General features: G+C 66.8%; 18 protein-coding genes and 1 pseudogene. 9 read left to right on the forward strand and 10 right to left on the reverse strand.

Going from position 1 to position 21,648, the window contains the following annotated elements; all coding sequences use genetic code 11:
* Positions 1–32: 32 nt before the first annotated feature.
* Positions 33–2,399, forward strand: coding sequence for a penicillin acylase family protein (locus HY058_21500; protein MBI3499883.1), 2,367 nt, complete (start codon positions 33–35; stop codon positions 2,397–2,399).
* Between the two features lie 44 nt (positions 2,400–2,443).
* Positions 2,444–3,676, forward strand: a complete 1,233-nt coding sequence (locus HY058_21505; protein ID MBI3499884.1) for a threonine ammonia-lyase — start codon at positions 2,444–2,446, stop codon at positions 3,674–3,676.
* Between the two features lie 4 nt (positions 3,677–3,680).
* On the opposite strand, the gene HY058_21510 is transcribed toward HY058_21505, so the two are convergent.
* Positions 3,681–4,193: a flavin reductase family protein gene (locus HY058_21510; GenBank protein ID MBI3499885.1), complete on the reverse strand. Its 513-nt coding sequence runs from the start codon at positions 4,191–4,193 to the stop codon at positions 3,681–3,683.
* A 363-nt stretch (positions 4,194–4,556) separates the two neighbouring features.
* Here HY058_21510 and HY058_21515 point away from each other — a divergent pair, with 363 nt between their 5' ends.
* From HY058_21515 to HY058_21540, 6 genes are all read left to right on the forward strand, one after another.
* On the forward strand, positions 4,557–5,636 hold the full coding sequence (locus tag HY058_21515; GenBank protein ID MBI3499886.1) for an OmpA family protein: 1,080 nt from the start codon (positions 4,557–4,559) through the stop codon (positions 5,634–5,636).
* A 170-nt stretch (positions 5,637–5,806) separates the two neighbouring features.
* A complete protein-coding gene (locus HY058_21520) occupies positions 5,807–6,604 on the forward strand; it encodes an arginyltransferase (protein ID MBI3499887.1) in 798 nt (265 codons plus the stop codon).
* Between the two features lie 30 nt (positions 6,605–6,634).
* Positions 6,635–7,726 (forward strand): TRAP transporter substrate-binding protein, encoded by a 1,092-nt coding sequence (locus HY058_21525; protein ID MBI3499888.1) that lies wholly within the window; start codon positions 6,635–6,637, stop codon positions 7,724–7,726.
* A gap of 193 nt (positions 7,727–7,919) precedes the next feature.
* On the forward strand, positions 7,920–8,486 hold the full coding sequence (locus HY058_21530) for a TRAP transporter small permease subunit (protein ID MBI3499889.1): 567 nt from the start codon (positions 7,920–7,922) through the stop codon (positions 8,484–8,486).
* Positions 8,483–9,931, forward strand: coding sequence for a TRAP transporter large permease subunit (locus HY058_21535; GenBank protein MBI3499890.1), 1,449 nt, complete (start codon positions 8,483–8,485; stop codon positions 9,929–9,931). The genes HY058_21530 and HY058_21535 overlap by 4 nt, the downstream gene beginning before the upstream one ends.
* A 70-nt stretch (positions 9,932–10,001) precedes the next feature.
* Positions 10,002–10,208, forward strand: coding sequence for a hypothetical protein (locus HY058_21540; GenBank protein MBI3499891.1), 207 nt, complete (start codon positions 10,002–10,004; stop codon positions 10,206–10,208).
* A gap of 138 nt (positions 10,209–10,346) precedes the next feature.
* Here HY058_21540 and HY058_21545 read toward each other — a convergent pair whose 3' ends face one another.
* The 5 genes from HY058_21545 to HY058_21565 all read right to left on the reverse strand — a co-directional run bounded on the left by HY058_21545 (position 10,347) and on the right by HY058_21565 (position 16,656).
* Positions 10,347–11,444 (reverse strand): TRAP transporter substrate-binding protein, encoded by a 1,098-nt coding sequence (locus HY058_21545; protein MBI3499892.1) that lies wholly within the window; start codon positions 11,442–11,444, stop codon positions 10,347–10,349.
* Positions 11,445–11,708: 264 nt separating this feature from the next.
* Positions 11,709–13,934: a DNA topoisomerase IV subunit A gene (gene parC, locus HY058_21550; protein MBI3499893.1), complete on the reverse strand. Its 2,226-nt coding sequence runs from the start codon at positions 13,932–13,934 to the stop codon at positions 11,709–11,711.
* A 10-nt stretch (positions 13,935–13,944) separates the two neighbouring features.
* Positions 13,945–14,679: a DNA repair protein RecO gene (recO, locus tag HY058_21555; protein MBI3499894.1), complete on the reverse strand. Its 735-nt coding sequence runs from the start codon at positions 14,677–14,679 to the stop codon at positions 13,945–13,947.
* A 251-nt stretch (positions 14,680–14,930) separates the two neighbouring features.
* Positions 14,931–15,263, reverse strand: coding sequence for a BrnT family toxin (locus tag HY058_21560; protein ID MBI3499895.1), 333 nt, complete (start codon positions 15,261–15,263; stop codon positions 14,931–14,933).
* Positions 15,264–15,360: 97 nt separating this feature from the next.
* Positions 15,361–16,656, reverse strand: a complete 1,296-nt coding sequence (locus HY058_21565; GenBank protein MBI3499896.1) for a hypothetical protein — start codon at positions 16,654–16,656, stop codon at positions 15,361–15,363.
* A gap of 197 nt (positions 16,657–16,853) precedes the next feature.
* Between HY058_21565 and HY058_21570 the strand changes: the two genes are divergently transcribed.
* On the forward strand, positions 16,854–18,590 hold the full coding sequence (locus tag HY058_21570; GenBank protein ID MBI3499897.1) for a hypothetical protein: 1,737 nt from the start codon (positions 16,854–16,856) through the stop codon (positions 18,588–18,590).
* A 127-nt stretch (positions 18,591–18,717) separates the two neighbouring features.
* Here the strand turns inward: HY058_21570 and era are convergent, their stop codons facing one another.
* The 4 genes and pseudogenes from era to HY058_21590 form a co-directional block, all read right to left on the reverse strand.
* Complete coding sequence (era, locus tag HY058_21575) at positions 18,718–19,752, reverse strand: GTPase Era (GenBank protein ID MBI3499898.1); 1,035 nt, start codon at positions 19,750–19,752, stop codon at positions 18,718–18,720.
* Positions 19,637–20,335: pseudogene (gene rnc, locus HY058_21580) on the reverse strand (ribonuclease III). Before rnc ends, era begins: the two are co-directional and overlap by 116 nt.
* A complete protein-coding gene (gene lepB, locus HY058_21585; GenBank protein ID MBI3499899.1) occupies positions 20,287–21,036 on the reverse strand; it encodes a signal peptidase I in 750 nt (249 codons plus the stop codon). The pseudogene rnc and the gene lepB overlap by 49 nt, the downstream one beginning before the upstream one ends.
* An 87-nt stretch (positions 21,037–21,123) precedes the next feature.
* The gene (locus HY058_21590) at positions 21,124–21,528 is read right to left on the reverse strand and encodes a holo-ACP synthase (protein MBI3499900.1); all 405 of its coding nucleotides are present in this window, start codon (positions 21,526–21,528) and stop codon (positions 21,124–21,126) included.
* Between the last annotated feature and the right edge of the window lie 120 nt (positions 21,529–21,648).

Consider the following 21,648-nt stretch of genomic DNA (forward strand, 5'->3'; position numbering starts at 1 on the left):
AGCCGAAGGCGGGGGTGGGTTAGGATGGGGGCATGCGGCGCCTTTTGAAATTTGCGGCCGTCGGCTTAGGTGCCGTCCTCGGATTGGCCGTCGTCGTCCTCGCCGGCGCCTTCCTCTATCTGCGCTCCTCCCTGCCCGAGAGCGAAGGCGAAATGCGGATGGCGGGCCCGGCGGCGCAGATCACGCTTGCCCGCGACGTCGACGGCATCCCCTATATCACCGCCGAGAGCGAGCGCGACGCCGCCTTCGCTCTCGGCTTCGCCCATGCCGGCGATCGGCTGTTTCAGATGGAGCTGACCCGCCGCCTCGGCGCCGGCCGCCTGGCCGAAATCGTCGGCCAGCGCGGGCTCGTCTCCGACCGCTTCATGCGCACTCTCGGCCTCTATGCATTGGCAGAAGGGAACTACCAGCGCCTGCCGCCGCCGCTCCGCGCCGTGTTCGATGCCTATGCCGAGGGGGTCAACGCCTATGTCGCCCATCATTCCGGCGCGCTGGCGCCGGAGCTGGCGGTCATGGGCCTGATCGGCGTCCGCTTCGAGCCCTGGCGCCCCGCCGACTCGTTGGTCTGGGGCCGGCTCATGGGCATGAGCTTGACCCATGGTTGGCGCGACCAGCTCCTGCATGCAAGGTTGCTGCAGCGCCTGCCGGCCGAGCAAATCCGGCTCCTCCTCGACCATCAGCCCGACGGGCCCGAGGTGCCGCTCGCCGAGATTGCCGATCCGGCCCTCCTGGAGCGGCTGCTGGCCGCGATCCCGGAGGCGGCAAGGCCGCGGCTCGCCTCCAACATCTGGATCCTCGCCGGGACGCGAACGGCCACCGGCAAGCCGCTCTTGGCCAACGATCCGCATCTCGGCTTCCAATTGCCGAACCTCTGGTATCTCGCCCGCATCGCCACACCGGAGACCACGCTCGTCGGCTCGACCGTGCCCGGTGTGCCGCTGATGGTTCTGGGACACAACGGCCGCATCGCCTGGGGCATGACGACGACCAGCGGCGACACATCGGACGTCTTCGCCGAAGAGACCCTGCCCGATGATGCCAACGCCTACCGCACGCCCGACGGCACCAAGCGGTTCTCGGTCCGCGAGGAAGTGATCCACGTGCGCGGCGGCGGCGAGGAGCATCTGCGCGTGCGCGTGAGCCGCCACGGACCGATCATCTCCGATCTGGCGGCACGTGCCGGCGAACCGAGGGGAGCCGCGATCGCGCTCGCCCATCCGGTGCTGGCCGAAGACGACCACAGCGTCGAGGCGATCTACCGCTTGAACCACGCAGGCACCTGGGAGGAGTTCCGCGCCTCGATGGCGCTCTTCGATGCGCCCGAGCAGAATGTCGGCTACGCCGGGCCCGACGGCATTGGCCTCATCGTCGCGGGCCGCGTTCCGGTGCGTCGCGACGTCCGGCCTTGGCAGGCGGCCGACGGCGCCGGCCCCGGCGGCGATTGGATCGGCTGGCTTGCCTTCGACGAGCTGCCGATGGCGCAAAACCCATCGAGTGGACGTATCGTCAACGCCAACAACGCCGTCGTCGATGCCTCATATCCACACTATCTCGGTCGCGATTTCGATGCGCCCTATCGCGCCCGGCGCATCGCGGCCATGCTCGAAAAATCCGAGCGCGTCAGCACCGCCGACATGGCACGGTTGCAAATGGACGCGACCTCGACGATGGCGCTCGACGTGCTCCCGCTCATGCTGAGCGTGGTCGAGCGCACGCCTGCCACCGCCGGCATCCTGGATCGGCTCGCCCGGTGGGACGGCGGCCTCGCCCGCGATCGTTCGGAGCCGCTCATCTTCACCGCCTGGTGGCGCCGGCTCCTGCGCCGGCTCTACGCCGAGGCGCTCGGCGAGTTCGCCGACGAGGTGACGCCCCTGCCCGCGGTGGTGAAGCGAACGCTGGCCGGGACGACGCCGTGGTGCGGCGGCCAGGCTCCGCCCGAACGCGCCTCTTGCGGCAGGCTCGCTGCCCAGGCGCTCGCCGAGGCGATCGCCGAGCTCGGCACCGCTCATGGCGAGGATCAAGAGGACTGGCATTGGGGCGATGCCCACGCAGCGCGCTTCGTCCATCCGATCCTGGGCCGTCTGCCGGTGATCGGCGGCTTCTTCCGTTTCCACATCGCGACATCCGGCGACAATTGGACGGTCAACCGGGGCACGACGCGCCTCAACGACCCGAACGATCCCTATGGGCATGTCCACGGCGCCGGCGTGCGTGCGGTCTACGACCTCGCCGACCTCGATCGCTCGCTGTTCAGCATGGCGCTCGGCGAGTCCGGCAACCCGTTCTCCCCGCATTTCGCCGATATGCTGACCCGCTGGCGCAACGGCGTCCCTGTCACCATCGGCCGCGGGCCGCGCCAACCCGCCGCGGTGCTTCGCCTCATTCCGAGCAGCCAGTAGCGCCGGCGCCGGTCCTCGTCCATCATGGTGACCGGACCCCGCCGATGACCCTCTCCCTGGCCGATGTCAGCGCCGCCGAAGCTCTGCTCCGAGGACAGGTGGTGCGTACGCCCACGGTGTTCGCGAGCGCCTTGTCGGCCGAGCTCGGCATCGAGCTCTGGCTCAAGCTGGAGACCCTCCAGCATGCCGGCTCCTTCAAGTGCCGCGGCGCCTACGTCAAGCTGAAGAGCCTGGCCGCCGCCGAAGCCCGGGCTGGCGTGATTGCCATGTCCGCCGGCAACCATGCCCAGGGCGTGGCCTTCTTCGCCGGCAAGCTCGGCATTCCAGCCACGATTGTCATGCCGCTTGCCACACCCTTCTCCAAGATCGAGCGCACCCGTGCCTTCGGGGCGCGGGTGGAGTTGGTCGGCGACAGCCTCAGCGAAGCGCAGAGCCATGCCGAGCGCCTGGCGGCGGCGCATGGGCTCACCTTCGTTCATCCCTATGACGATCCCAAGGTCATGGCCGGCCAAGGCACGATCGCGATCGAGATGCTGGCCGACATGCCGGGTCTGGACGCGCTCCTCGTGCCGATCGGCGGCGGCGGCCTCATCTCCGGCATCGCCGTTGCCGCCAAGGCCCTCAAGCCGGAGATCGAGGTCGTCGGCGTGCAGTCGGAGCTCTATCCGAGCATGCGCCAGGCGCTCGCCGGAGAGGCGATACGCTGCGGCGGCGACACCATCGCCGAGGGCATCGCCGTCAAGCTACCGGGCAAGCTCACTTGCGAGATCGTCCGCCGGCTCGTCAGCGACATCCTGCTCGTGGACGAGCAGGCGCTCGAGCATGCGGTGCAAATGCTGGCCGAGCGGCAAAAGCTGGTCGTCGAGGGCGCGGGTGCCGCCGGCATCGCCGCGCTCGCCCTGCATGGCGCCCGCTTCCGGGGCCGCCGCGTGGGCGTCGTCCTCTGCGGCGGCAACGTCGATGCAAGGCTGCTCGCCTCGGTCCTGATGCGCGGCCTCGTCGCCGATGGCCGGCTGGCGAGGCTCAGGGTGGAGATCTCCGATGCGCCGGGTCGGCTGGCCGCGGTCGCCTTGCTCATCGCCGAGGCCGGCGGCAACATCGTCGAGATCTACCACCAGCGCCTGTTCCAGGACGTGCCGGTCAAGCTGGCGGAGCTCGACGTGGTGGTCGAGACCCGCAATGCCGAGCATGTACGGGACATCGCGGCCCGCCTGGCGGCGGCCGGGCACACGCCCCGGCTCCTGGGCACGACCAAGGGTGCCGGCGAAGTGCTGTAGCCGGTCAGTCCTGATGCGGGCCGACCTTGCAATAATCGCCGCGGTAGAAGAGCAGAGGCCGCCCCGAACCGGCATAGCCCAGGCGCAGGACCTCGGCGACCAGGATGACGTGGTCGCCGCCCTCATGCACCGCCTCGACCCGGCAATCGAGGATGGCGAGGCATCCGACGATGATCGGCGCCCCGGTCACCCACCGCTCGAGCGTAAGCCCCGGCCAGGGATCGACGAGGGAGGTTGCGAATCGCTCCGACAATTCCTGCTGGCCTTCGCCGAGCACATTGATCGCGCAGGCTTGCGCCTGGGCGAAGCTTGGATAAGCGCGCGCGCTGCGATCGACGCAGAACAGAATCAGCGGCGGATCGAGCGAGACGGAGGTGAAGGAATTGACCGTGAGGCCAACCGGGCGACCGCCCGAGTCGCGCGTCGTGGCCACCGTGACGCCGGTCGCGAAGCATCCCAACGTGTTGCGAAAGCTAACGGCATCAAGAGGTTGAGCGACGCTCACGGGCTCGGTCATGGATGCTTCTCTGGGCGCGGATAGGGCGGTGCGGTCCAATTTCTCCCTGCCATAGAGGGGTCCCGGCCCGTCGATCGTCAAGCGCTTGCCGATCGCCACCCGCCGCCGATTGGCGGGTGCCGCAAGCGGCATCGATCACGGTCGGTTCCGGCTTCGGCTGGTTTGACGAGCGCACATTCAGAAAAATTGCTAATATTGTGGTTAGGCTGCCGAATCCTAGGAGTCGAGGTGCGGCACGCTGACCATGCCAGCGATCATTCGAGGCTGCGACATGCCGAACCGGGGGTTCGGCCAGGCGTGCCCCGGCCGACCCTCTCCGGGCGGTTGCGGCCATTAGAGGTGAGGGCGGGTTGACCCGGGGCCATGGATAACCAGCCGATCATCATCAAGCGCATCAAGAAGGGCGGCCATGGCGGCCACCATGGTGGCGCCTGGAAGGTCGCCTACGCCGATTTCGTGACCGCGATGATGGCCTTCTTTCTGCTCCTGTGGCTGCTCAACGCCACCACCGAGGAGCAGAAGATGGGCATCTCCAACTATTTCGACCCGACGGCGATCTCGCGCTCGGCCCGCTCCGGCTCCGGCGGCGTTCTCGGCGGCACCACCATCACCACCCCCGGCGCCTTGCGCAATTCCACCTCCCCGCCGGCGATCTCGACGCCGCTGGTCGCCCGCCCGGCCAATGATCCAAGCGACATGAAGGACCCGGAGGGCTCCGACCCCACCCGCGGCACCGGCAACGCCAAGGCCGGCGAGCGCGGCGCCGACACCAAGCAGTCCCCCGAGCAGGGCCGACCGAACCTGCCCGGCGGCCCGGGCCTCGCCGCCCAGCAGGCAGCGCAGGGCGTGCAGCAGGGCGCCCAGGCGCAAATGTCGAAAGAGGAGATGGACAAAATGCTGGCCCAGCGCGAGGAGCAGCGCTTGGAGCAGGCGATGAAGGAGGTGCGCCAGGCGATCCAGGCGAAGATCGACCTCAAGGAAGTCGCCGAGAACGTCCGGCTCGAGATCACGCCCGAGGGTTTGCGCATCCAGCTCATCGACCAGGACAAGGAGACCATGTTCCCGCTCGGCAGCTCGCAGCTCCTTGACCACACCAAGAAGCTCCTGGATCAAGTCGCCGGCATCGTCGGCACGCTGCCCAACAAGATCACCATCACCGGGCACACCGACTCGACGCCGTTCAGGAATCCGACCTCCGGCTACGGCAATTGGGAGCTGTCGACCGACCGGGCCAATGCCAGCCGCCGTCAGCTCGTGGCTTCCGGCATACGCGAGGACCGCGTCGCCTTGGTGGTCGGCAAAGCCGATCGCGAGCCGCTCTTCGCCGACAACCCCGCGGCCCCGCAGAACCGCCGGATCAGCATCGTGGTGCTGCGCGAGACGCCCCAGGCTCCGGTCGGGCGCAGCGCCCAAGCAGGACCGAACCCCGGCCAAAAACAGTAGGCGTCAGGGAGGCAGCCGACCGGCTGCGACAGCGACGGATCGGTGCCAACGCCAATGCTGCGGTCAGGCTCGAATTGCATTAGCGTTGCCATGGCCGCGCGGGCGGAGGCCGGGAAGGCTGCTCCGGCGGCGGCTGCCATTAACTTCTCATCGTTCCAATCGATCGCCCAATGACCATCGAGGCAAAGCCCATCGTCGCCCCCGGGACGCAAACTCTGCCGAGGCAAGACCCTCTCGGCGAGCCCGGTCGCGCCTTGGACCTGATCGTGCTGCACGGAACCATGACCGCTCCGTGTCCCTATCTCTCCGACCGGCTGGAACGCCGCGTCGTCATCGATCTCGCCCGCGCCGGCGCCGCCGGCGGCTATGATGCCTTGGCCCGCGCCGGCTTTCGCCGCAGCCACGCGCTCGCCTATCGTCCGGCCTGCCCCAGCTGCTCGGCCTGCGTGCCGATCCGCGTGCCGGTCGGGCGGTTTCGCGCGAACCGCTCCCAGAGCCGCGTCGCCCGCCGCAACCGCGATCTAGCCGGGACCTGGTGCGAGGCGATCGCCACCAAAGACCAATACCGGCTGTTTCGCCGCTATGTGGAGGCGCGTCACGGCGACGGCGAAATGGTGCATATGCGCCTCGGCGACTATCGCAGCATGGTCGAGGACACGCCGGTCAGAACCGGCCTCATCGAGCACCGGCTCGCGGACGGCACGCTGGCCGCGGTGATGCTGGTCGACCGGTTGTCTGACGGACTCTCGGCGGTCTACAGCTATTTCGACCCCGATCTCGGCGAGCGCAGCCTCGGGACCTACATGGTTCTCGACCTGATCCAGCGCACTGGGAGCCTCGGGCTCGACCATGCCTATCTCGGCTATTGGATCAGCGAGAGCCAGAAGATGGCCTACAAAGCGCGGTTCAGGCCCTTCGAGGTGCTGCGTGGCGAGGGCTGGCAGCCGGCGGAACCCGCGTCCGCATGAGGCGCCTCCCCTCATGAAAAGCCCGCCCCCATGAAAAGAAGAGCGTTCATTTCCCGTGCGGGACTGACGATCGCCGGCGCCGCCTTGGCAACGCCGGCCTTGGCGCAGGGCAAAGTGGAATGGCGGATGGCGACCGCCTGGCCGCGCGCCGCCGCCGACCTCATGGGCGGTGCCGAGCGCATGGCGCAGCGCGTCGGCCAAATGTCGGACGGCCGGCTCTCGGTCAAGGTGCTGGCCGCGGGCGAGCTGGTCCCGGAAGGGCAAATCTTCGATGCCGTCTCCCAGGGCATGGCCGAGCTCGGCCATGACATTGCCCACGACCATCTGACGAAGACGGTTGGCTGCGCCTTCTTCGCCTCGGTTCCCTTCGGTCTGACGGCCGAGGAGACCAGCGCCTGGATCGTCCATGGCGACGGTCAGGTGCTTTGGGATGAGCTTTATGCCGCCTTCAATCTGAAGCCGTTTATCGCCGGCAACCTCGGTCCGCGCCCGTTCGGGTGGTTTCGCCGCGAGATCAAGTCTTCAGCCGAGCTGAAGGGGCTCAAGATCCGCATGCCGGGCTGGGGTGGGCGCATGCTGGCCGGGCTCGGCGCCAACCCAGTCAACACGCCCATGGCGGAGATCGTCGGCGCCTTGAAGTCGGGCGCCATCGACGCCGCCAGCTGGTCGGGGCTCAATGGCGATCTGGCGCTCGGCCTCGCCGAGGCGACCAGGATCTGCTACCTGCCGGGCGTGCAGGCGCCCGGCACCGCGCTCGAGCTCGTTGCCAACAAGCAGAAATGGGATTCTCTCGCCGCCGACCTCAAGGCCATCCTGCGCGCCGCCGCCCAAGCCGGCCATGACGACATCCAGGCCGAGCAGACCATGCTCTCCAGCAACGCCTTGCAGCTCTTGAAGGCCGGGCAGCGGGTGCGCTTTCTGCGGCTGTCGAACGAGTTCCTGGCCGGCCTCGGCGAAGCGGCGAACGCGCTCCTCGTGCAAGAGCGCGACAAGGCGGATCCGACGACGAAGCGCATCTTCGCCTCCTACCTCAAGGCGCGCGGCCGATTGGCTCCATACGAGCGGGCGCTGGCCGAGGCCTATTCCGCCGCTCGCGCCGCGAACGCCAAATATCCGGCTTGACGTCGGCAGCGGCTATAAAATGCGCAGCGTCGCGCGGGCGGCTTCCATGCCTAAACGACTGTTGCCGTTCGGCCATCGGCGCGACGGGATGCTTCCCAATTTTTCCCGTAACGGTTAAGACACCCGCAAAGGCCGCCCAAGCGCGGTCGTGGGGCCGGACGCCAATCCGACTTGCCGAGGGGGAGGCCGCATCTTGACGTTTCTTTTACGCGTGAGCCGTCTCATCGACGGCCTCAATGAGCGCGTGGGCCATAGCGTCTACTGGCTCATCCTGGTGGCGGTGCTGGTGAGCTCCGGCAACGCCATGGTCCGCTACACCCTGGATCGGAGCTCGAACGGCTGGCTCGAGATCCAGTGGTACCTGTTTTCCGCGGTGTTCCTGCTGGGGGCCGGCTACACGCTGCTCCGCAACGAGCATGTGCGCATCGACGTCGTCGCCAGCCGCCTCACCGAGCGCGGCCAGGCATGGCTGGACATCTTTGGCGGACTGTTCTTCCTCCTGCCGATGGCGATTATCATCGGCTGGCTGGCCTGGCCGGTCTTCATCGAATCCGTGGTGAGGAACGAGCAGTCGAGCGATGCCGGCGGGCTCATCCGCTGGCCGGTCAAGCTGCTCATTCCGGCCGGATTTCTGCTGCTCGCCCTGCAGGGCGTCTCGGAAATCATCAAGCGGATCGCCTTCCTGAAAGGCCTCATCCCGAACCCCGGCCGCAGGCACCAGCATGCCGATGTGGCGCCGGCGGCAGGAGAAGCCGGATGACCCAGCTTCTCATCGACAATATGGGCCCGCTCATGTTCGCGGCGCTCGTGGTCTTCCTGCTGCTGGGCTACCCCGTCGCCTTCTCGCTGGCCGCCAACGGCCTCCTCTTCGGCCTCATCGCCATCGAGCTTGGCGTGCTCAATACCGAATTGCTGCAGGCCTTGCCCCAGCGCGTCTTCGGCATCATGCGCAACGACACGCTGCTGGCGATTCCGTTCTTCACCTTCATGGGCCTGATCCTCGAGCGCAGCGGCATGGCCGAGGATCTGCTCGACACCATCGGCCAATTGTTCGGAACGCTCCGGGGCGGGCTTGCCTATGCGGTGATCTTCGTCGGCGCGTTGCTGGCGGCGACCACCGGCGTCGTCGCCGCCTCGGTCATCTCCATGGGATTGATCTCGCTGCCGATCATGCTGCGCTATGGCTATGACCGGCGGGTGGCGGCCGGCGTCATCGCCGCGTCGGGCACGCTGGCGCAAATCATTCCGCCGAGCCTGGTCTTGATCGTCATGGCCGACCAGCTCGGCCGGTCCGTGGGCGACATGTACCAGGGCGCCTTTGCGCCTGGCATCCTGTTGGCGGTGCTCTACGCGGGCTTCATCTTCATCGTGACGATGGTGCGGCCGACCTATGTGCCGGCCTTGCCGCCCGAGGCGCGCAGCCTCAGGGGCATGAAGCTTCTCGCCCGCGTGGTGTTCTCCTTGATGCCGCCGCTCATCCTGATCTTCCTGGTGCTGGGCACGATCTTCCTCGGCGTGGCGACGCCGACCGAAGGCGGCGCCATGGGTGCGACCGGCGCGCTCATCCTCGCGCTGATCAACCGCCGCTTGGATTGGCCGCTGCTCCACCAAGCGATGGACACCACCGCGAAGCTGTCCTCCTTCGTCATCTTCATCCTCATCGGCTCGACCGTGTTCAGCCTGGTGTTCCGCGGCGTCAACGGCGATCTCTGGGTCGAATCGCTGCTCTTGGGCCTGCCCGGCGGCCAGGTCGGCTTCCTCATCGTCGTCAACATCATGGTGTTCGTGCTCGCCTTCTTCCTCGATTTCTTCGAGCTGTCCTTCATCGTCGTGCCGCTCCTCGGCCCGGTCGCGGAGAAGCTCGGCATCGACCTCATCTGGTTCGGCGTTCTGCTCGGCGTCAACATGCAGACCTCATTCATGCATCCGCCCTTCGGCTTCGCCTTGTTCTATCTGCGCAGCGTGGCGCCGGCTTCGAACTTCCTCGACCGCGTCACCGGCAAGCTCACCCAACCCGTCACCACCGGCCAGATCTATTGGGGCTCGGTGCCGTTCGTGGGGATCCAGCTCATCATGGTGACGATGGTGATCGCATTCCCGGGGCTGGTGCTGAGCGCGCTCGACCGCACCGTCAACGATCCGAGCAAGATCGAGATCATCCTGCCGCCCTCGGAGGACTCCGACGCACCGGTCGAGTTCAAATAGGTGGCACGCACCGTTTGGGCGCGGCGGAGATTTGGGCGGACAGGCGGCTAGGGTCGAACTATGATGACGCATGACCGGCGAAACGGAAAATATTGTCCTCGAGCACCTGCGCCACATCCGCAGCACTGTCGACCGGCTGGCGGATGATATGCGGGAAGTCAAGGAGCGGCTCGGAATTCTGGAGCATCAATACGCCAGCATCTCCACGCGGCTCGACCGGATGGACGAGCGCGTTACCCGCATCGAGAGCCGTCTAGGATTGGTCAGCGCAATCTAGCGACCTTCTCTTAGGCTGCGATCGCCTCCCCCTCCGCTCCTCCGTCGAGGAGAGAGTGGGGTGCTGAACGGTGACCACGAGACGCAAAGGCCCCGCCTTCACGGCGGGGCCTCGCATTTGCGAGCCTTAGACCGCGGCTCAGGACTTCCTCTGCGCCGCCTTGGTGTACATGAAGTTGTCGAAGGTCTGCTCGGCGACGCGGAACCACAGATGCTCCTCGTCGCGGAACGGACGCCAGGAGTCGAACACCTTCTTGAACTTCGGGTTCTTCTTAATTTCCTCGTCGTAGAGCTCGTAAGCCGCCTTATAGGAGGCCTCCATGATCTCGCGCGGGAACGGTCTGACCTGCACGCCGTTGGCGACCAGCCGGCGCAGCGCCGCCGGATTCTGCGTGTCGTATTTCGCGACCGTCCAGTTATAGGCCTCGGCGCAAGCCGCCGTCAGGATCGCCTGGTAGGTCTTCGGCAGCGACTCCCAGGCGGCGATGTTGATGTAGGCGCTGAGCTGGGCGTTACCCTCCCACCAGCCGGGGTAATAGTAGTTCTTGGCGACCTTGTAGAAACCGAGCTTCTCGTCGTCATAGGGGCCGACCCACTCGGCGGCATCGATGGTGCCCTTCTCCAGGGCGGGATAGATGTCGCCGCCGCCGATCACCTGCGGCACCATACCGAGCTTGGCGATGACGCTGCCGGCCCAGCCGCCCATGCGCATCTTGAGCCCCTTTAGGTCCTCGACCGTCTTCAGCTCCTTGCGGAACCAGCCGCCCATCTGCGCGCCGGTCTGCCCGGCGGGAATGTTGTAGATGTTGTAGTCCTTGTAGAACTCGCGCAAGAGCTCGGTGCCGCCGCCATGCCGCATCCAGGCATTCTGCTGACGAGCGTTGAGCCCGAAGGGGACCGTGCAGTCGAAGACGAAGGTCGGGTCCTTGCCGACGTAGTAGTAGGAGGCGGTGTGGCCCATCTCCACCGTGGCGTTCTGCACCGCATCCAGCACCTGGAGGGCCGGCACGATCTCGCCTCCGGCGAAGACGCGGATCTGGAACTTGTTGTCGGTCGCTTCGGCGACGATCTTCGCCAGGTACTCCGCACCGCCAAAGATCGTGTCGAGGCTCTTCGGCCAGCTCGCGGCCATGCGCCATTTGATCTCGGGCTGGGTCTGCGCAATCGCCGGCGCCGCCAGCGTGCCGGCGGCGGCGACCCCGAGGCCGGCCGTGGTCAAGAACTTACGTCGCTCCATGGATGAATCCTCCGAGAGTTGTGGCTTCCTTAATTGGTCCGGTCCGCCCGGCCGTGGGTCGACTCTGAGCCCAGGCAGGCGATAATACACGACCCGGATTGCCTGTGTAGCCGGTGCGAAACGGCGCGCAGTCGAACTCCACGATGGCTGCATGCCCCCACCCCGACCCTCCCCCAGCAAGCTGGAGGAGGGAGATACGATCGGCCTTTCTTCCCTCCCCCGCGGATGGCGGGGGAGGGCCAGGGTGGGGGCATGCGGCGTTGATTAGCTGAAGCGGTTGTTGCGCGGGAATCCGTTGGGCGGCATTCGACCCGACTGGCCGCGACGCCCGAGCCAGGAGGCGAGATCGGTCTCGGTGCGAACCCGTCCGCCGGCGAGCCGCCAGGTGAGGCCGTCCGTCAATTTGAAGACGGTGGCATCGCTGAGGCCGCCATCCTTATAGCGCTGGAGGGTGATGCCGCGGCCCCGCGCCATGACCGGCAATTCCGCCAATGGAATGACCAGGAGCTTGCGGTTCTCGCCGACCAGCGCGGCATGATCGCCCGCGACCCGCGCGATGGCCGCGAGCTTGGTCCCCTCGGCCAACGTCATCACCTGCTTGCCGGCGCGCGTCGAGGCCACCACATCGGCTTCCGCCACCACGAATCCGCGCCCGTCGCCGGAAGCGACCAAGAGCTGCCCATCGGGGCGATGCACCAGGAGGCGGATGATCTCCTGGTCGTTGGGCAGGTCGATCATCAAGCGCAGGGGTTCGCCATGGCCGCGCCCCCGCGACAGCTTGTCGACCCCGATCGTATAGAAGCGGCCATTGCTCGCGGCCACCAGGAGCTTGTCAGTGGTCTCCGCGTGCAAGAAGAACCGGCTCTCATCGCCTTCCTTGAACTTGATCTCGGAGTCGTCGGCGAGGTGGCCCTTGACCGCCCGGATCCAGCCCTTGGCCGAGCACAGCACGGTTACGTCCTCGCGCTCGACCATGGCGTCCAGGGGAATGTCGACCGCGACCGGCGCATCGGCGATGAGGGTGCGGCGCCGTCCCAAAGGCGACTTCTCGGAGAACTTCTTTTTGACCTCGGCGATCTCCTCGGCCAATCGCAGCCAGCGCTGCTTCTCGTCCTTGAGCAGGCCGGCCAGATCCTTGCGCTCGGCGGCGAGCTGGCTGTGCTCTTTCTTGATCTCGATCTCCTCCAGGCGCCTGAGGGAGCGCAGGCGCATGTTGAGGATGGATTCGGCCTGCAAATCGCTGAGCTCGAAGCGGCGCATCAGGATCGGCTTCGGCTCGTCCTCCTCGCGGATGATCTTGATCACCTTGTCGATGTTGAGATAGGCGACGAGATAGCCCTTCAGGATCTCCAGCCGCCGGTCGATCGCATCGACGCGGTGCTTGGTGCGGCGCACCAGCACCACATGCCGGTGATCGAGAAACGCCTGCAGCGCTTCCCTGAGGTTCATCACCCTGGGCACGCCGTCGCCATCGAGCACGTTGAGATTGAGGGGTATGCGCCCTTCGAGATCCGTCTGCCGGAACAGGGACTCCATCAGATGGTCGGGATCGACGGTGCGGCTCTTCGGCTCCAGGACCAGGCGCACCTCGTCGGTCGACTCGTCGCGGACATCGGCGAGCAAGGCCAGCTTCTTCGCCGCCAAGAGCTCGGCGATCTTCTCGATCAGCCGCGACTTCGCCACCTGATAGGGAATCTCGGTGACGACGACCTGGTATTGCCCGAAGGCAAGCTTCTCCACGCTCCAGCGCGCGCGCAGGCGGAAGCTGCCGCGCCCGGTCTTGTAGGCCTCCAGGATCGAGCTTGCCGGCTCCACGAGCACGCCGCCGGTCGGGAAGTCCGGCCCCGGCACCTTGCCGAGCAAGGTCTCGAAGGAGGCGTTCGGGTGCTTGATCAAATGCAGGAGCGCATCGCAGAGCTCGGCGGCGTTGTGCGGGGGGATCGAGGTCGCCATGCCGACGGCGATGCCCTGGGCGCCGTTGGCGAGCAGATTGGGAAATGCCGCCGGCAGGACCACCGGCTCCTCGTTCTCGCCGTCATAGGTCTGCCGGAAATCGACGGCATTCTCTTCGATGCCGGCGAGCAGCATCTCGGCGACCTGGGTCAGCCGCGACTCGGTGTAGCGCATGGCCGCGGCGTTATCGCCGTCGATGTTGCCGAAATTGCCCTGGCCGTCGACGAGCGGGTAGCGCTGGGCGAAATCCTGGGCGAGGCGAACCAGGGCCTCGTAGACGGCGACGTCCCCATGGGGATGAAACTTGCCGATGACGTCGCCCACCACGCGGGCGGATTTCTTGGCGCTGGTGGTGGGCCCGAGGCCAAGCTGGCGCATGGCATAGAGTAGGCGCCGGTGTACCGGCTTCAGGCCGTCGCGCACATCGGGAAGCGAGCGGGCCATGATGGTGGAGAGGGCATAGGAGAGGTAACGCTCGCTCAGAGCCTCGGCGAGCGGAGTCGCGCGGACCTCTCCGGCGGGGAGTGCGGCGGACATGGGCTATTCCTTACGGGTCGCTAGATATAGTAGAGGTGCTCTGAAATCGGTCAACAAATCGTGTGCGCGCGGCCGGAAGCGGGCGGTGATGCGGGGCGAGCACGTGCCGCTCGAGGAAATAGCCGGTGAGCGCCAAGCCTTGCGCCACCTCCTCCTTCCCGCCGCCGCCGAGACCGACGAGAAATCCCGGCAGCGTCAAGAGGCGGTCGCGGAAGGGCTCTCCGGCCAGGAGCGAAACCGCCCGGCCGGTTCTGGGCGAGACGAAGGCGAGCCCCTCTTCCGCGCCGCTCGCCGCGCACCGGCTGAGATCGAGACCGAAGCCGAGCTCGGACAAGAGCCCCAGCTCCCAGCGCACATAAGCCGCATCCCACACCGGCCCCTCGAAGGCCTCGATCAGCGCCAGCATGCCGTCGAAGGCCCCGGCATGGGGCTCGCGCTCCGGCAATGCCGTCTCGGCAACCGCGCAGGCGGAGGCGAGGCAAGCAAGCCGCAACGGATCGTCAATGAGGCGTGCCGCGGTCCAGGCGACCGGCTCGCAGCTCCAGGAGCCGAGATGCTCGGACAAGCGCCCCCGCCAGATCGCGGCCACCACATTGCCCGGCTCGTAGAGCGCCCGCGCCTTGCCGGCCCCACCCCTGACCAGACCGGCATGGCGGCCATGCTCGCGGGTCAACAGCGAGACGATGAGGCCGCTCTCGCCATGAGGGCGCGCCGCCAGCACGATGCCGCGATCGTTCCAGTCCATGTCCAATTCACCCCACGCGGGCGACCGGCCGGCGGTTGGGTTAAGCCCGCTTAGCCTTGCGGGGCTTCACCGGCTCCGACTGTGCGGGGTGTTTCGCCTCGCTCTTGCTGCGGCGAGGGCTCTTCCTAACCCCTGGTACCTTGCTCAGAGGAATGAACAACTCCGCGTCTTCCCAATCCTTCACCGTGGTTGGCGGCATCGCGTCGGCAAAGGCCTCCTTCGGGAGTGCGCGGATGGCATCGATCAGGGCCTTACCCTTGGGCATTGCGGATCGCGGCATAGTAGGTGATGGCTTCTTCATCTGTGGCTAGGCGAAGGCTAATGATACGACATTGGTTGTTGCGCGGGGTGAAAACAATGGCGAGAACCTGGCCGTTGCACTCACCGAGAGCCTGATATCGGGGCTCTCCATAGTCCTTGCGCGCGTCACGTCGCCGCAGCATCGGGCCGCGGAACGCAATCGTGGCTGCATGGAAGGTGAGCCCTCGATCGTCGAAGGTACTCTGCGATTTAGGTGGGTCCCACACAAACTGGTCGTCACCATAGGCCGCGTAATAGACCATGAAGGGCGGGCGGCGAGGCATCGGGGTTCGCTTATACCTTCGACGGCGCCGGAAGAAGTAAACCACATACCGTCGCGAAGCTTACTGACTTCAGCACAACCGCCGGCCGCCCCGCGCCTCAGCGAATGCTGAAGGCCAAGCCCGGCTCCGGCACGCGGGGAAATACCGCGGCGCCGTTCAAATAGTCGAAGCGCAGCCGCTTTGCCAGGGTCGCCACCTCGAGCGAGCGGGCGCCGAGGAACCAGGTGCGATAGCCATGCTTGCGAGCCCCTTCGACGAGCGCATGAAGCGCCTCGGCTTCGGGCTTGGAGAGATGCTCCCAATGGCTGCCGTCGACGGCGAAGCCGCGCAGTCGCAAGCCGGTGAGCAGGTCGGAGGGGCGAAAGCTCGGCTGCACGCGAAAGACGAATCCGGCAAAGAACGGACCGACTACGCTCAGGAGCTGGTGCAATCGTCCCTGGGGCGTGCCCTCGGGCAGATCGACGATCTGCATCAAGAGCCGGCGCGAAGAGCCCTTGGGCAGCACCTTGCACGCCTCGACATAGCGCTGGCGGTGGTTGCGCGCGGCCAGGGTGTCGTAATGGATCGGCGCCATCAGCACCGCCTTGTGCCTGGGTTGATCGCCGCGCGCCAGAACCTCGGCCGCCTTGGCGAGCGCGTAGCAATCGAGCTCGCAGAAAAACGCCCCGGTGCCGCCCGGCGATTCCGCCGCCGCACCATCGGCGAGCTCGGGCAGGGCCGCGTCATACATCGAGATCAGCCGCTTCTTCAGGTTGGCGACCGGCCAATAGGCGATCTTGAGCTTGGGCATGATCTCGACAAAGGCCGCGCGCTCGCGCTTCTCGCTGTCGCGCTCGGCCTGGCTCACCGTGCCGGCGAGCGCCTGGGGCGAGGCCAGCGCCTCGGCGGAGGTCTTGGGATCGAGCTCGACGGCGACGGCGCGGACCTGGATGAGATGGCTTTCCTGGCCCGCGGCGCCGAGGCGCTGGTCCAGCACGCTGGCGATCGCCCGCGCCTTCGCCTCGCCTTGCGCGCGCGAAGCGCGGTCGAACAGCACGATGAAGCGCTCATCGCTCGCCTTCAGAAAGAGGTCGCCGGGTCCGAGATGCTTGCGGATGACCTCCTCGGCGAGCCCGTGCACGCGCTCGCGCACCTCGTGCCACACCGGACCCAGGCGCTCGCGAACCCGCGCGAATCCCAGCATTTGCACGTTGCCGGCGATCAGCGCCTGGGCGAGAGCCTTGTGCTGGCGGCTGAGCTCGAGCACCCGGGAGCGAAACACCGCCTCGTCCGCCCCATCCAGACTCTGCGCCGAGGCGGCCTTCGCATCGCCGCCGGCACGCCCGCCGTGGTAACCGGGAACCGACGGGCCGGTGGCCGCACCCTTGGGGCCACCCGGCCGCTGTTCGCTCATCGCTGCATGTCCCGACTCCGCCGCCGAATTTCTCGCATTTTATTTCAAATTGTTCTGAACGTCTCCGGCGTCGGCTCCCCTCGACCCCGGAGGCTTTGCCCGCCTGCGTGATACATGTTTATTTATAGTGTTTATCGGTCAATTGTGCGTAATTCCCCTGCCGCGTCTCCACGATTCCAACCAGACCGACAAGCTTCATGGCCAAGACCCAGACCTTCGACGTGCATGTCTGCCGCCAGGCGCGCTGGACCATCGATGCCAGCTGCGACAGCCAGCGCGAGGCCGAAGAGCTGGCGCGCAAGCTGTTTGCGAAGATGGATGTCGAAGGCGTGCGTGTGATCGTGGATACCGCCACCAGCGGCGGGCTGACCAAGGAAGCCCCGCCGGTCCTGGAGCAGATCAAGAGCGCCGCGAAGAACGACAAGCTGTTCATCGCCGATGTCGAGGCGGTCCCGGCGTGCCAGGCGATGGCCGAGCTTTACGAGGCTCCCAGCCGGATGGTCATCGGCCGGATGTTCCGCGCCTATCTCGACAAGGTGAACCTGCTGCCGATCGAGATCATGCACGTCTATCGCGAGATGAAGCGCGTGATGGACCAGGACACGATGGTGCCGAGCGCGGTCGCGAAGGCGGCCGCGCTGCAGTCGAAGGGCGGTGCGGCCGCGGAGAGCGTGGCCCGGCGCAACGAGCTGTTCAAGTGGGTGGATTTGGTCCTGGTGCGCGCCCGCGACGCGGAAAGCCGCAAGCTGCCGAGCGTGAAGGAGCACGGACTCGAGAGCGCGGTCGACATGATGAAGAAGGAGATCGCCCAGCCCGAGCTCGACTTCCATGTCCGCGTCATGCTCGCCCGCGAGCTGTCGAACATCCGCAACCTCTTCGGCAAGCTCGAGCAGGCGCTGACCTGGCTCGGGGCCTGCAAGAGCGAGTATTGCTACGCCAGGCTCGACGACTTCCTCGCCGACGTGCTCGGCAACGCCACCATCATTCAGGATCTCCTGGGCCAGCAGCCGAGCCTGGCCCAGGCGCTCGTTCGCCTGGCCGATCTCGGCCACGGGCATTGGGAGGCGGGCGAATCGAAGGCCCAGGGCGCGATGGCGGAGCAGGAGGCGATCACCAAGAAGCTGGCCGAAGCGATCGCTACCGGGCGGCTGCCGAACAGCCAATTGGCCTTGATGGAGCGGGTGCGCCAGCAGCTCCTGGGCGGAGCGACCTTGATCCGCGGCGGACCGGAGGCGGAGCAGACCGCCTTCAATCAGCTCCTCGCCAAGCTCGTGCCCGAGGACGGCCCGATCATCGGCGGCGGCCCGATGGCCGAGGCGCTGACCGGGCGCCAGGCACGGCTCATGAACAAGGGCGGCCTCCAGGGCCAGAAGGACGCGCTCACCATGATGGCGGCGCGCCTCGGCAGCGCCATTCGCCGTACCCGCTATTTGCTTACGCTGTTGACGACACCCTTCGGCCGCGAGACCCAGGACGAGCTGGTGGCGCAGATCACCGGCATGCTGATCCGGCCGAAGACCGTGCACGACCTCATCCGCCAGGAATGTCCGCCCAACGAGAAAATGAAGCGGATCACCAAGATCCACGCCGAGATCCAGCGCTCGGCCTTGAACGAGGAGAAGAAGGCGGAGCTGCTCGGCAAATTGGATGAGCTGCTCGTGCTCTACCTGCGCAACGACAAGATCCTGGAGCGCATCGACAGTCCGGAGCGGCCGCTCCGGCTCAGAGCGTTCATGCTGATGCAGCTCTGCACCCCGGCGCTCCTGCCCAAGGGCAATGCGCTCAACCTCGCCCGCGGTCTCGTCGTCGAGCATTTGAAGCGGCCGAATTTCGAGGGTCAGATCGTCGCCGATATCGCCGATCCGCAGGAGAAGGAGCGGACGCTGAGGCAGTTCCACGGCCTCATGCGCGAGGCCGGCCTGATGGGCGGCTGAGGCCGCGAGTTCGGCACGGGTTGCTAAAGACCCTCACTCCGCCCCTCTCCCGCATCGCGGGAGAGGGTGCCGAGCGTAAGCGAGGCGGGTGAGGGTCTGCGGGCGATCGGCAAGCCGTGTCCCGGCCTTAAGGCGCCCAGTCGAGGCCCATCATGCGGTAGCGCTCGGGGTCCTCGGGCCAATTCTCCCTGACCTTGACGAACAGGAAGAGATGCACGCGGCGCTCGAACAGCGTCTCCAGCTCGGTGCGGGCGGCCTCGCCCACGCTGCGGATGCGGGCCCCGCCCTTGCCGAGCACGATCGCCTTCTGCCCATCGCGCTGCACGAACACCACCTGCTTGATGCGCACCGAGCCGTTGCGAAATTCTTCCCAGACCTCGGTTTCGACCGCGAGCTGGTGCGGCACCTCGTCATGCAGCTGCCGAAATAGCTGTTCGCGGGTGATCTCGGCGGCCAGGAGCCGCATCGGCAAATCGGTCAGCTCGTCTTCAGGATAGAGCCAAGGCCCCGCGGGCATTGAGCCCGCCAGGTGGGATTTGAGATCCTCGACGCCGTCGCCGGTCTCGGCCGAGACCATGAAGGTCTCTTTGAACCGGAATGCCTGATTGAGCCTGGCCGCCATGGGCAAGAGGCTTTCGCGGCGCACCAGGTCGATCTTGTTCAAGACCAGGACCGCCTTGCGGCCGGCCTCTTTGAGGCCGTCGAGGATGCGGTTGTCATCGACGGCATGGCCTCGGTTGGCGGCATCGACGACGACCACGATCTCATCCGCATCGGCCGCACCCTGCCAGGCGGCCGCGACCATCGCCCGCTCCAAGCGCCGTTTCGGCTCGAAGATCCCGGGGGTGTCGACGAAGACCAGCTGGCTCGCCCCGGCGATGGTGATGCCGGTCACCCGCGCCCGCGTCGTCTGCACCTTGGGCGAGACGATCGAGACCTTGGCTCCGACGAGCTGATTGAGCAGCGTCGATTTGCCGGCATTGGGCGCACCGACGATGGCGACGAACCCGGCGCTGGTCTTCGCCGCCTCAGCCACCGGCGATTCCGAGCCGTGCCAGCAGCCCCTGAGCAGCGCTCTGCTCGGCCTCGCGCTTCGAGCGTCCGCTCGCCTCGAACGGCTCGATCCCCTCGAGCCGCGCTTCGACGGTGAAGACGGGTGCATGCGCCGGGCCGCTGCAGGCGAGCTCGGTGTAGATCGGCCGCGGCATGCCGCGGCCCTGCGCCCATTCCTGCAAGGTGGTCTTCGGATCGCTGGGCGGCTCGGCGGCGCTGGCGATCCAGCCCTGCCAATGGCGGAGCACGAAGGCGCGCGCCGCCTCGAGCCCGCCATCGAGATAGAGGGCCGCGATCACCGCCTCCAAGGCATCGGCGAGCACCCCCGGATTGTCGCGGGCACCGGCATCGTTCTCGCCGCGTGACAGGAAGAGGTGGCCGCCGAGGCCGATCGAGCGCGCCACCTCGGCCAATGTCTCGCGACGCACCAGCTGAGCATAGCGCTTGGCGATGTCGCCTTCGCGCTCGGCCGGAAACCGATCGAGCAAAGCGTCGGCGACGATCAATCCGAGCACGCGGTCGCCGAGGAATTCCAGGCGCTCATAGCCGGCGCGCCCGCGTCCCACGGCGCTCCCATGGGTGAGCGCCTCCTGGATCAATCGCGGCCGGCGGAAGTTGTGGCCGACGACCGCCTCGATCGGGGCTAGTCGATCCCGTGGAACATCCGGCTGAACCGGGTGGCCAGCGGCCATTTCCAGATCTCCCAGAAGCGCGCTTCGCCCGAGGTCGAATAGAAGAGAAACTCGGCGCGTCCGACGAGGTTGACCGCGGGCACGTAACCAACGCCGTTGAGCACACGGGAATCGAGCGAGTTGTCGCGGTTGTCGCCCATGGCGAAATAATGTCCGGCCGGGACGACATAGACTTGCGTGTTGTCGAGCGGCGCATCATCGGAGAGCTCGATGATGCGGTGGCGCCGGCCGTTGGGCAGGGTTTCGATGTATTGCGTGTAGCGGATTGCCGCGCGCCCGTCGCCCTCGACGAAATCCTCGATGCGCTCGCGCTTCACCGGCTCGCCGTTGATGTTGAGCACACCCTTGATCATCTGGATGCGGTCGCCCGGCAGCCCGATGATGCGCTTGATGTAGTCGGTGGAGTTGTCGCGGGGCAGCTTGAACACCGCCACGTCGCCGCGCTGCGGCTCATGGAAGAGGATCCGCCCGGGGACGAGCGGCAGGCCGAACGGCAACGAATAGCGCGAATAGCCGTAGGAGAACTTCGAGACGAACAGATAGTCGCCGATGAGCAAGGTCGGGATCATCGATCCCGAGGGGATGTTGAAGGGCTCGTAGGCGGAGGTCCGAATGCCAAGGGCGATCAGCAGCGCATAGAGGACCGTTCGGATCGTGTCCCAGAGGCCGGCGGACTTCTTGGCGGTGGACAAGGTCTTCATCGCTGCTTTCGAGCCCAAAGCGAGGCCATTCGGGGGTTGAACGAGGCGAGGTATGCCAGAGCCGGCCAGGGGTGGCAAGCCGGGAGCTTAGCTCGAGGCCGGCACGGCCGAGATCACTACGATCGCCTGTGCGATCGGATGATCGTCGGTGATGCTGAGATCGATACGCGGCGCCATTCCAGGGGGCGTCAGCTCCTTGAGGCGGAGTGCGGCCCCCCCGGTGAGCGCCATGGTCGGCCGGCCGCTGGGGAGATTGACGACGCCGAGATCGCGCCAGAACACGCCCTTGCGAAAGCCGGTGCCGAGCGCCTTCGAGCAGGCCTCCTTGGCCGCGAAGCGCCTGGCATAGCTGGCCGCAGGGTTGGCGCGGCGCTCCGAGCGCCGGCGCTCGGTCGAGGTAAAGACGCGCTGCAGGAACCGATCGCCGAAGCGCTCCAGCGTGCGCTCGATCCGGCGAATGTCGACGAGGTCGCTGCCGAGGCCGAGGATCATCTACGAACGCTAAGGTACGGGGCAAACAGCAAGACCCTCACCCTCCCGCGCAGACGCGGGCCCCTCCCTCTCCCGCATTGCGGGAGAGGGTGCCGAGCGCCAGCGAGGCGGGTGAGGGTC

This window comes from Pseudomonadota bacterium, from assembly GCA_016195085.1.
Lineage (GTDB): Bacteria > Pseudomonadota > Alphaproteobacteria > SHVZ01 > SHVZ01 > JACQAG01.

What these genes read in the sequence shown, in the direction of transcription:
- HY058_21500 (MBI3499883.1), top strand. Translation starts at nt 33, where the DNA reads ATGCGGCGCCTTTTGAAATTTGCGGCCGTCGGCTTAGGTGCCGTCCTC.
- HY058_21505 (MBI3499884.1), top strand. Translation starts at nt 2,444, where the DNA reads ATGACCCTCTCCCTGGCCGATGTCAGCGCCGCCGAAGCTCTGCTCCGA.
- HY058_21510 (MBI3499885.1), bottom strand. Translation starts at nt 4,193, where the DNA reads ATGACCGAGCCCGTGAGCGTCGCTCAACCTCTTGATGCCGTTAGCTTT.
- HY058_21515 (MBI3499886.1), top strand. Translation starts at nt 4,557, where the DNA reads ATGGATAACCAGCCGATCATCATCAAGCGCATCAAGAAGGGCGGCCAT.
- HY058_21520 (MBI3499887.1), top strand. Translation starts at nt 5,807, where the DNA reads ATGACCATCGAGGCAAAGCCCATCGTCGCCCCCGGGACGCAAACTCTG.
- HY058_21525 (MBI3499888.1), top strand. Translation starts at nt 6,635, where the DNA reads ATGAAAAGAAGAGCGTTCATTTCCCGTGCGGGACTGACGATCGCCGGC.
- HY058_21535 (MBI3499890.1), top strand. Translation starts at nt 8,483, where the DNA reads ATGACCCAGCTTCTCATCGACAATATGGGCCCGCTCATGTTCGCGGCG.
- HY058_21540 (MBI3499891.1), top strand. Translation starts at nt 10,002, where the DNA reads ATGACCGGCGAAACGGAAAATATTGTCCTCGAGCACCTGCGCCACATC.
- HY058_21545 (MBI3499892.1), bottom strand. Translation starts at nt 11,444, where the DNA reads ATGGAGCGACGTAAGTTCTTGACCACGGCCGGCCTCGGGGTCGCCGCC.
- parC (MBI3499893.1), bottom strand. Translation starts at nt 13,934, where the DNA reads ATGTCCGCCGCACTCCCCGCCGGAGAGGTCCGCGCGACTCCGCTCGCC.
- recO (MBI3499894.1), bottom strand. Translation starts at nt 14,679, where the DNA reads ATGGACTGGAACGATCGCGGCATCGTGCTGGCGGCGCGCCCTCATGGC.
- HY058_21560 (MBI3499895.1), bottom strand. Translation starts at nt 15,263, where the DNA reads ATGCCTCGCCGCCCGCCCTTCATGGTCTATTACGCGGCCTATGGTGAC.
- HY058_21565 (MBI3499896.1), bottom strand. Translation starts at nt 16,656, where the DNA reads ATGAGCGAACAGCGGCCGGGTGGCCCCAAGGGTGCGGCCACCGGCCCG.
- HY058_21570 (MBI3499897.1), top strand. Translation starts at nt 16,854, where the DNA reads ATGGCCAAGACCCAGACCTTCGACGTGCATGTCTGCCGCCAGGCGCGC.
- era (MBI3499898.1), bottom strand. Translation starts at nt 19,752, where the DNA reads ATGCACCCGTCTTCACCGTCGAAGCGCGGCTCGAGGGGATCGAGCCGT.
- lepB (MBI3499899.1), bottom strand. Translation starts at nt 21,036, where the DNA reads ATGAAGACCTTGTCCACCGCCAAGAAGTCCGCCGGCCTCTGGGACACG.
- HY058_21590 (MBI3499900.1), bottom strand. Translation starts at nt 21,528, where the DNA reads ATGATCCTCGGCCTCGGCAGCGACCTCGTCGACATTCGCCGGATCGAG.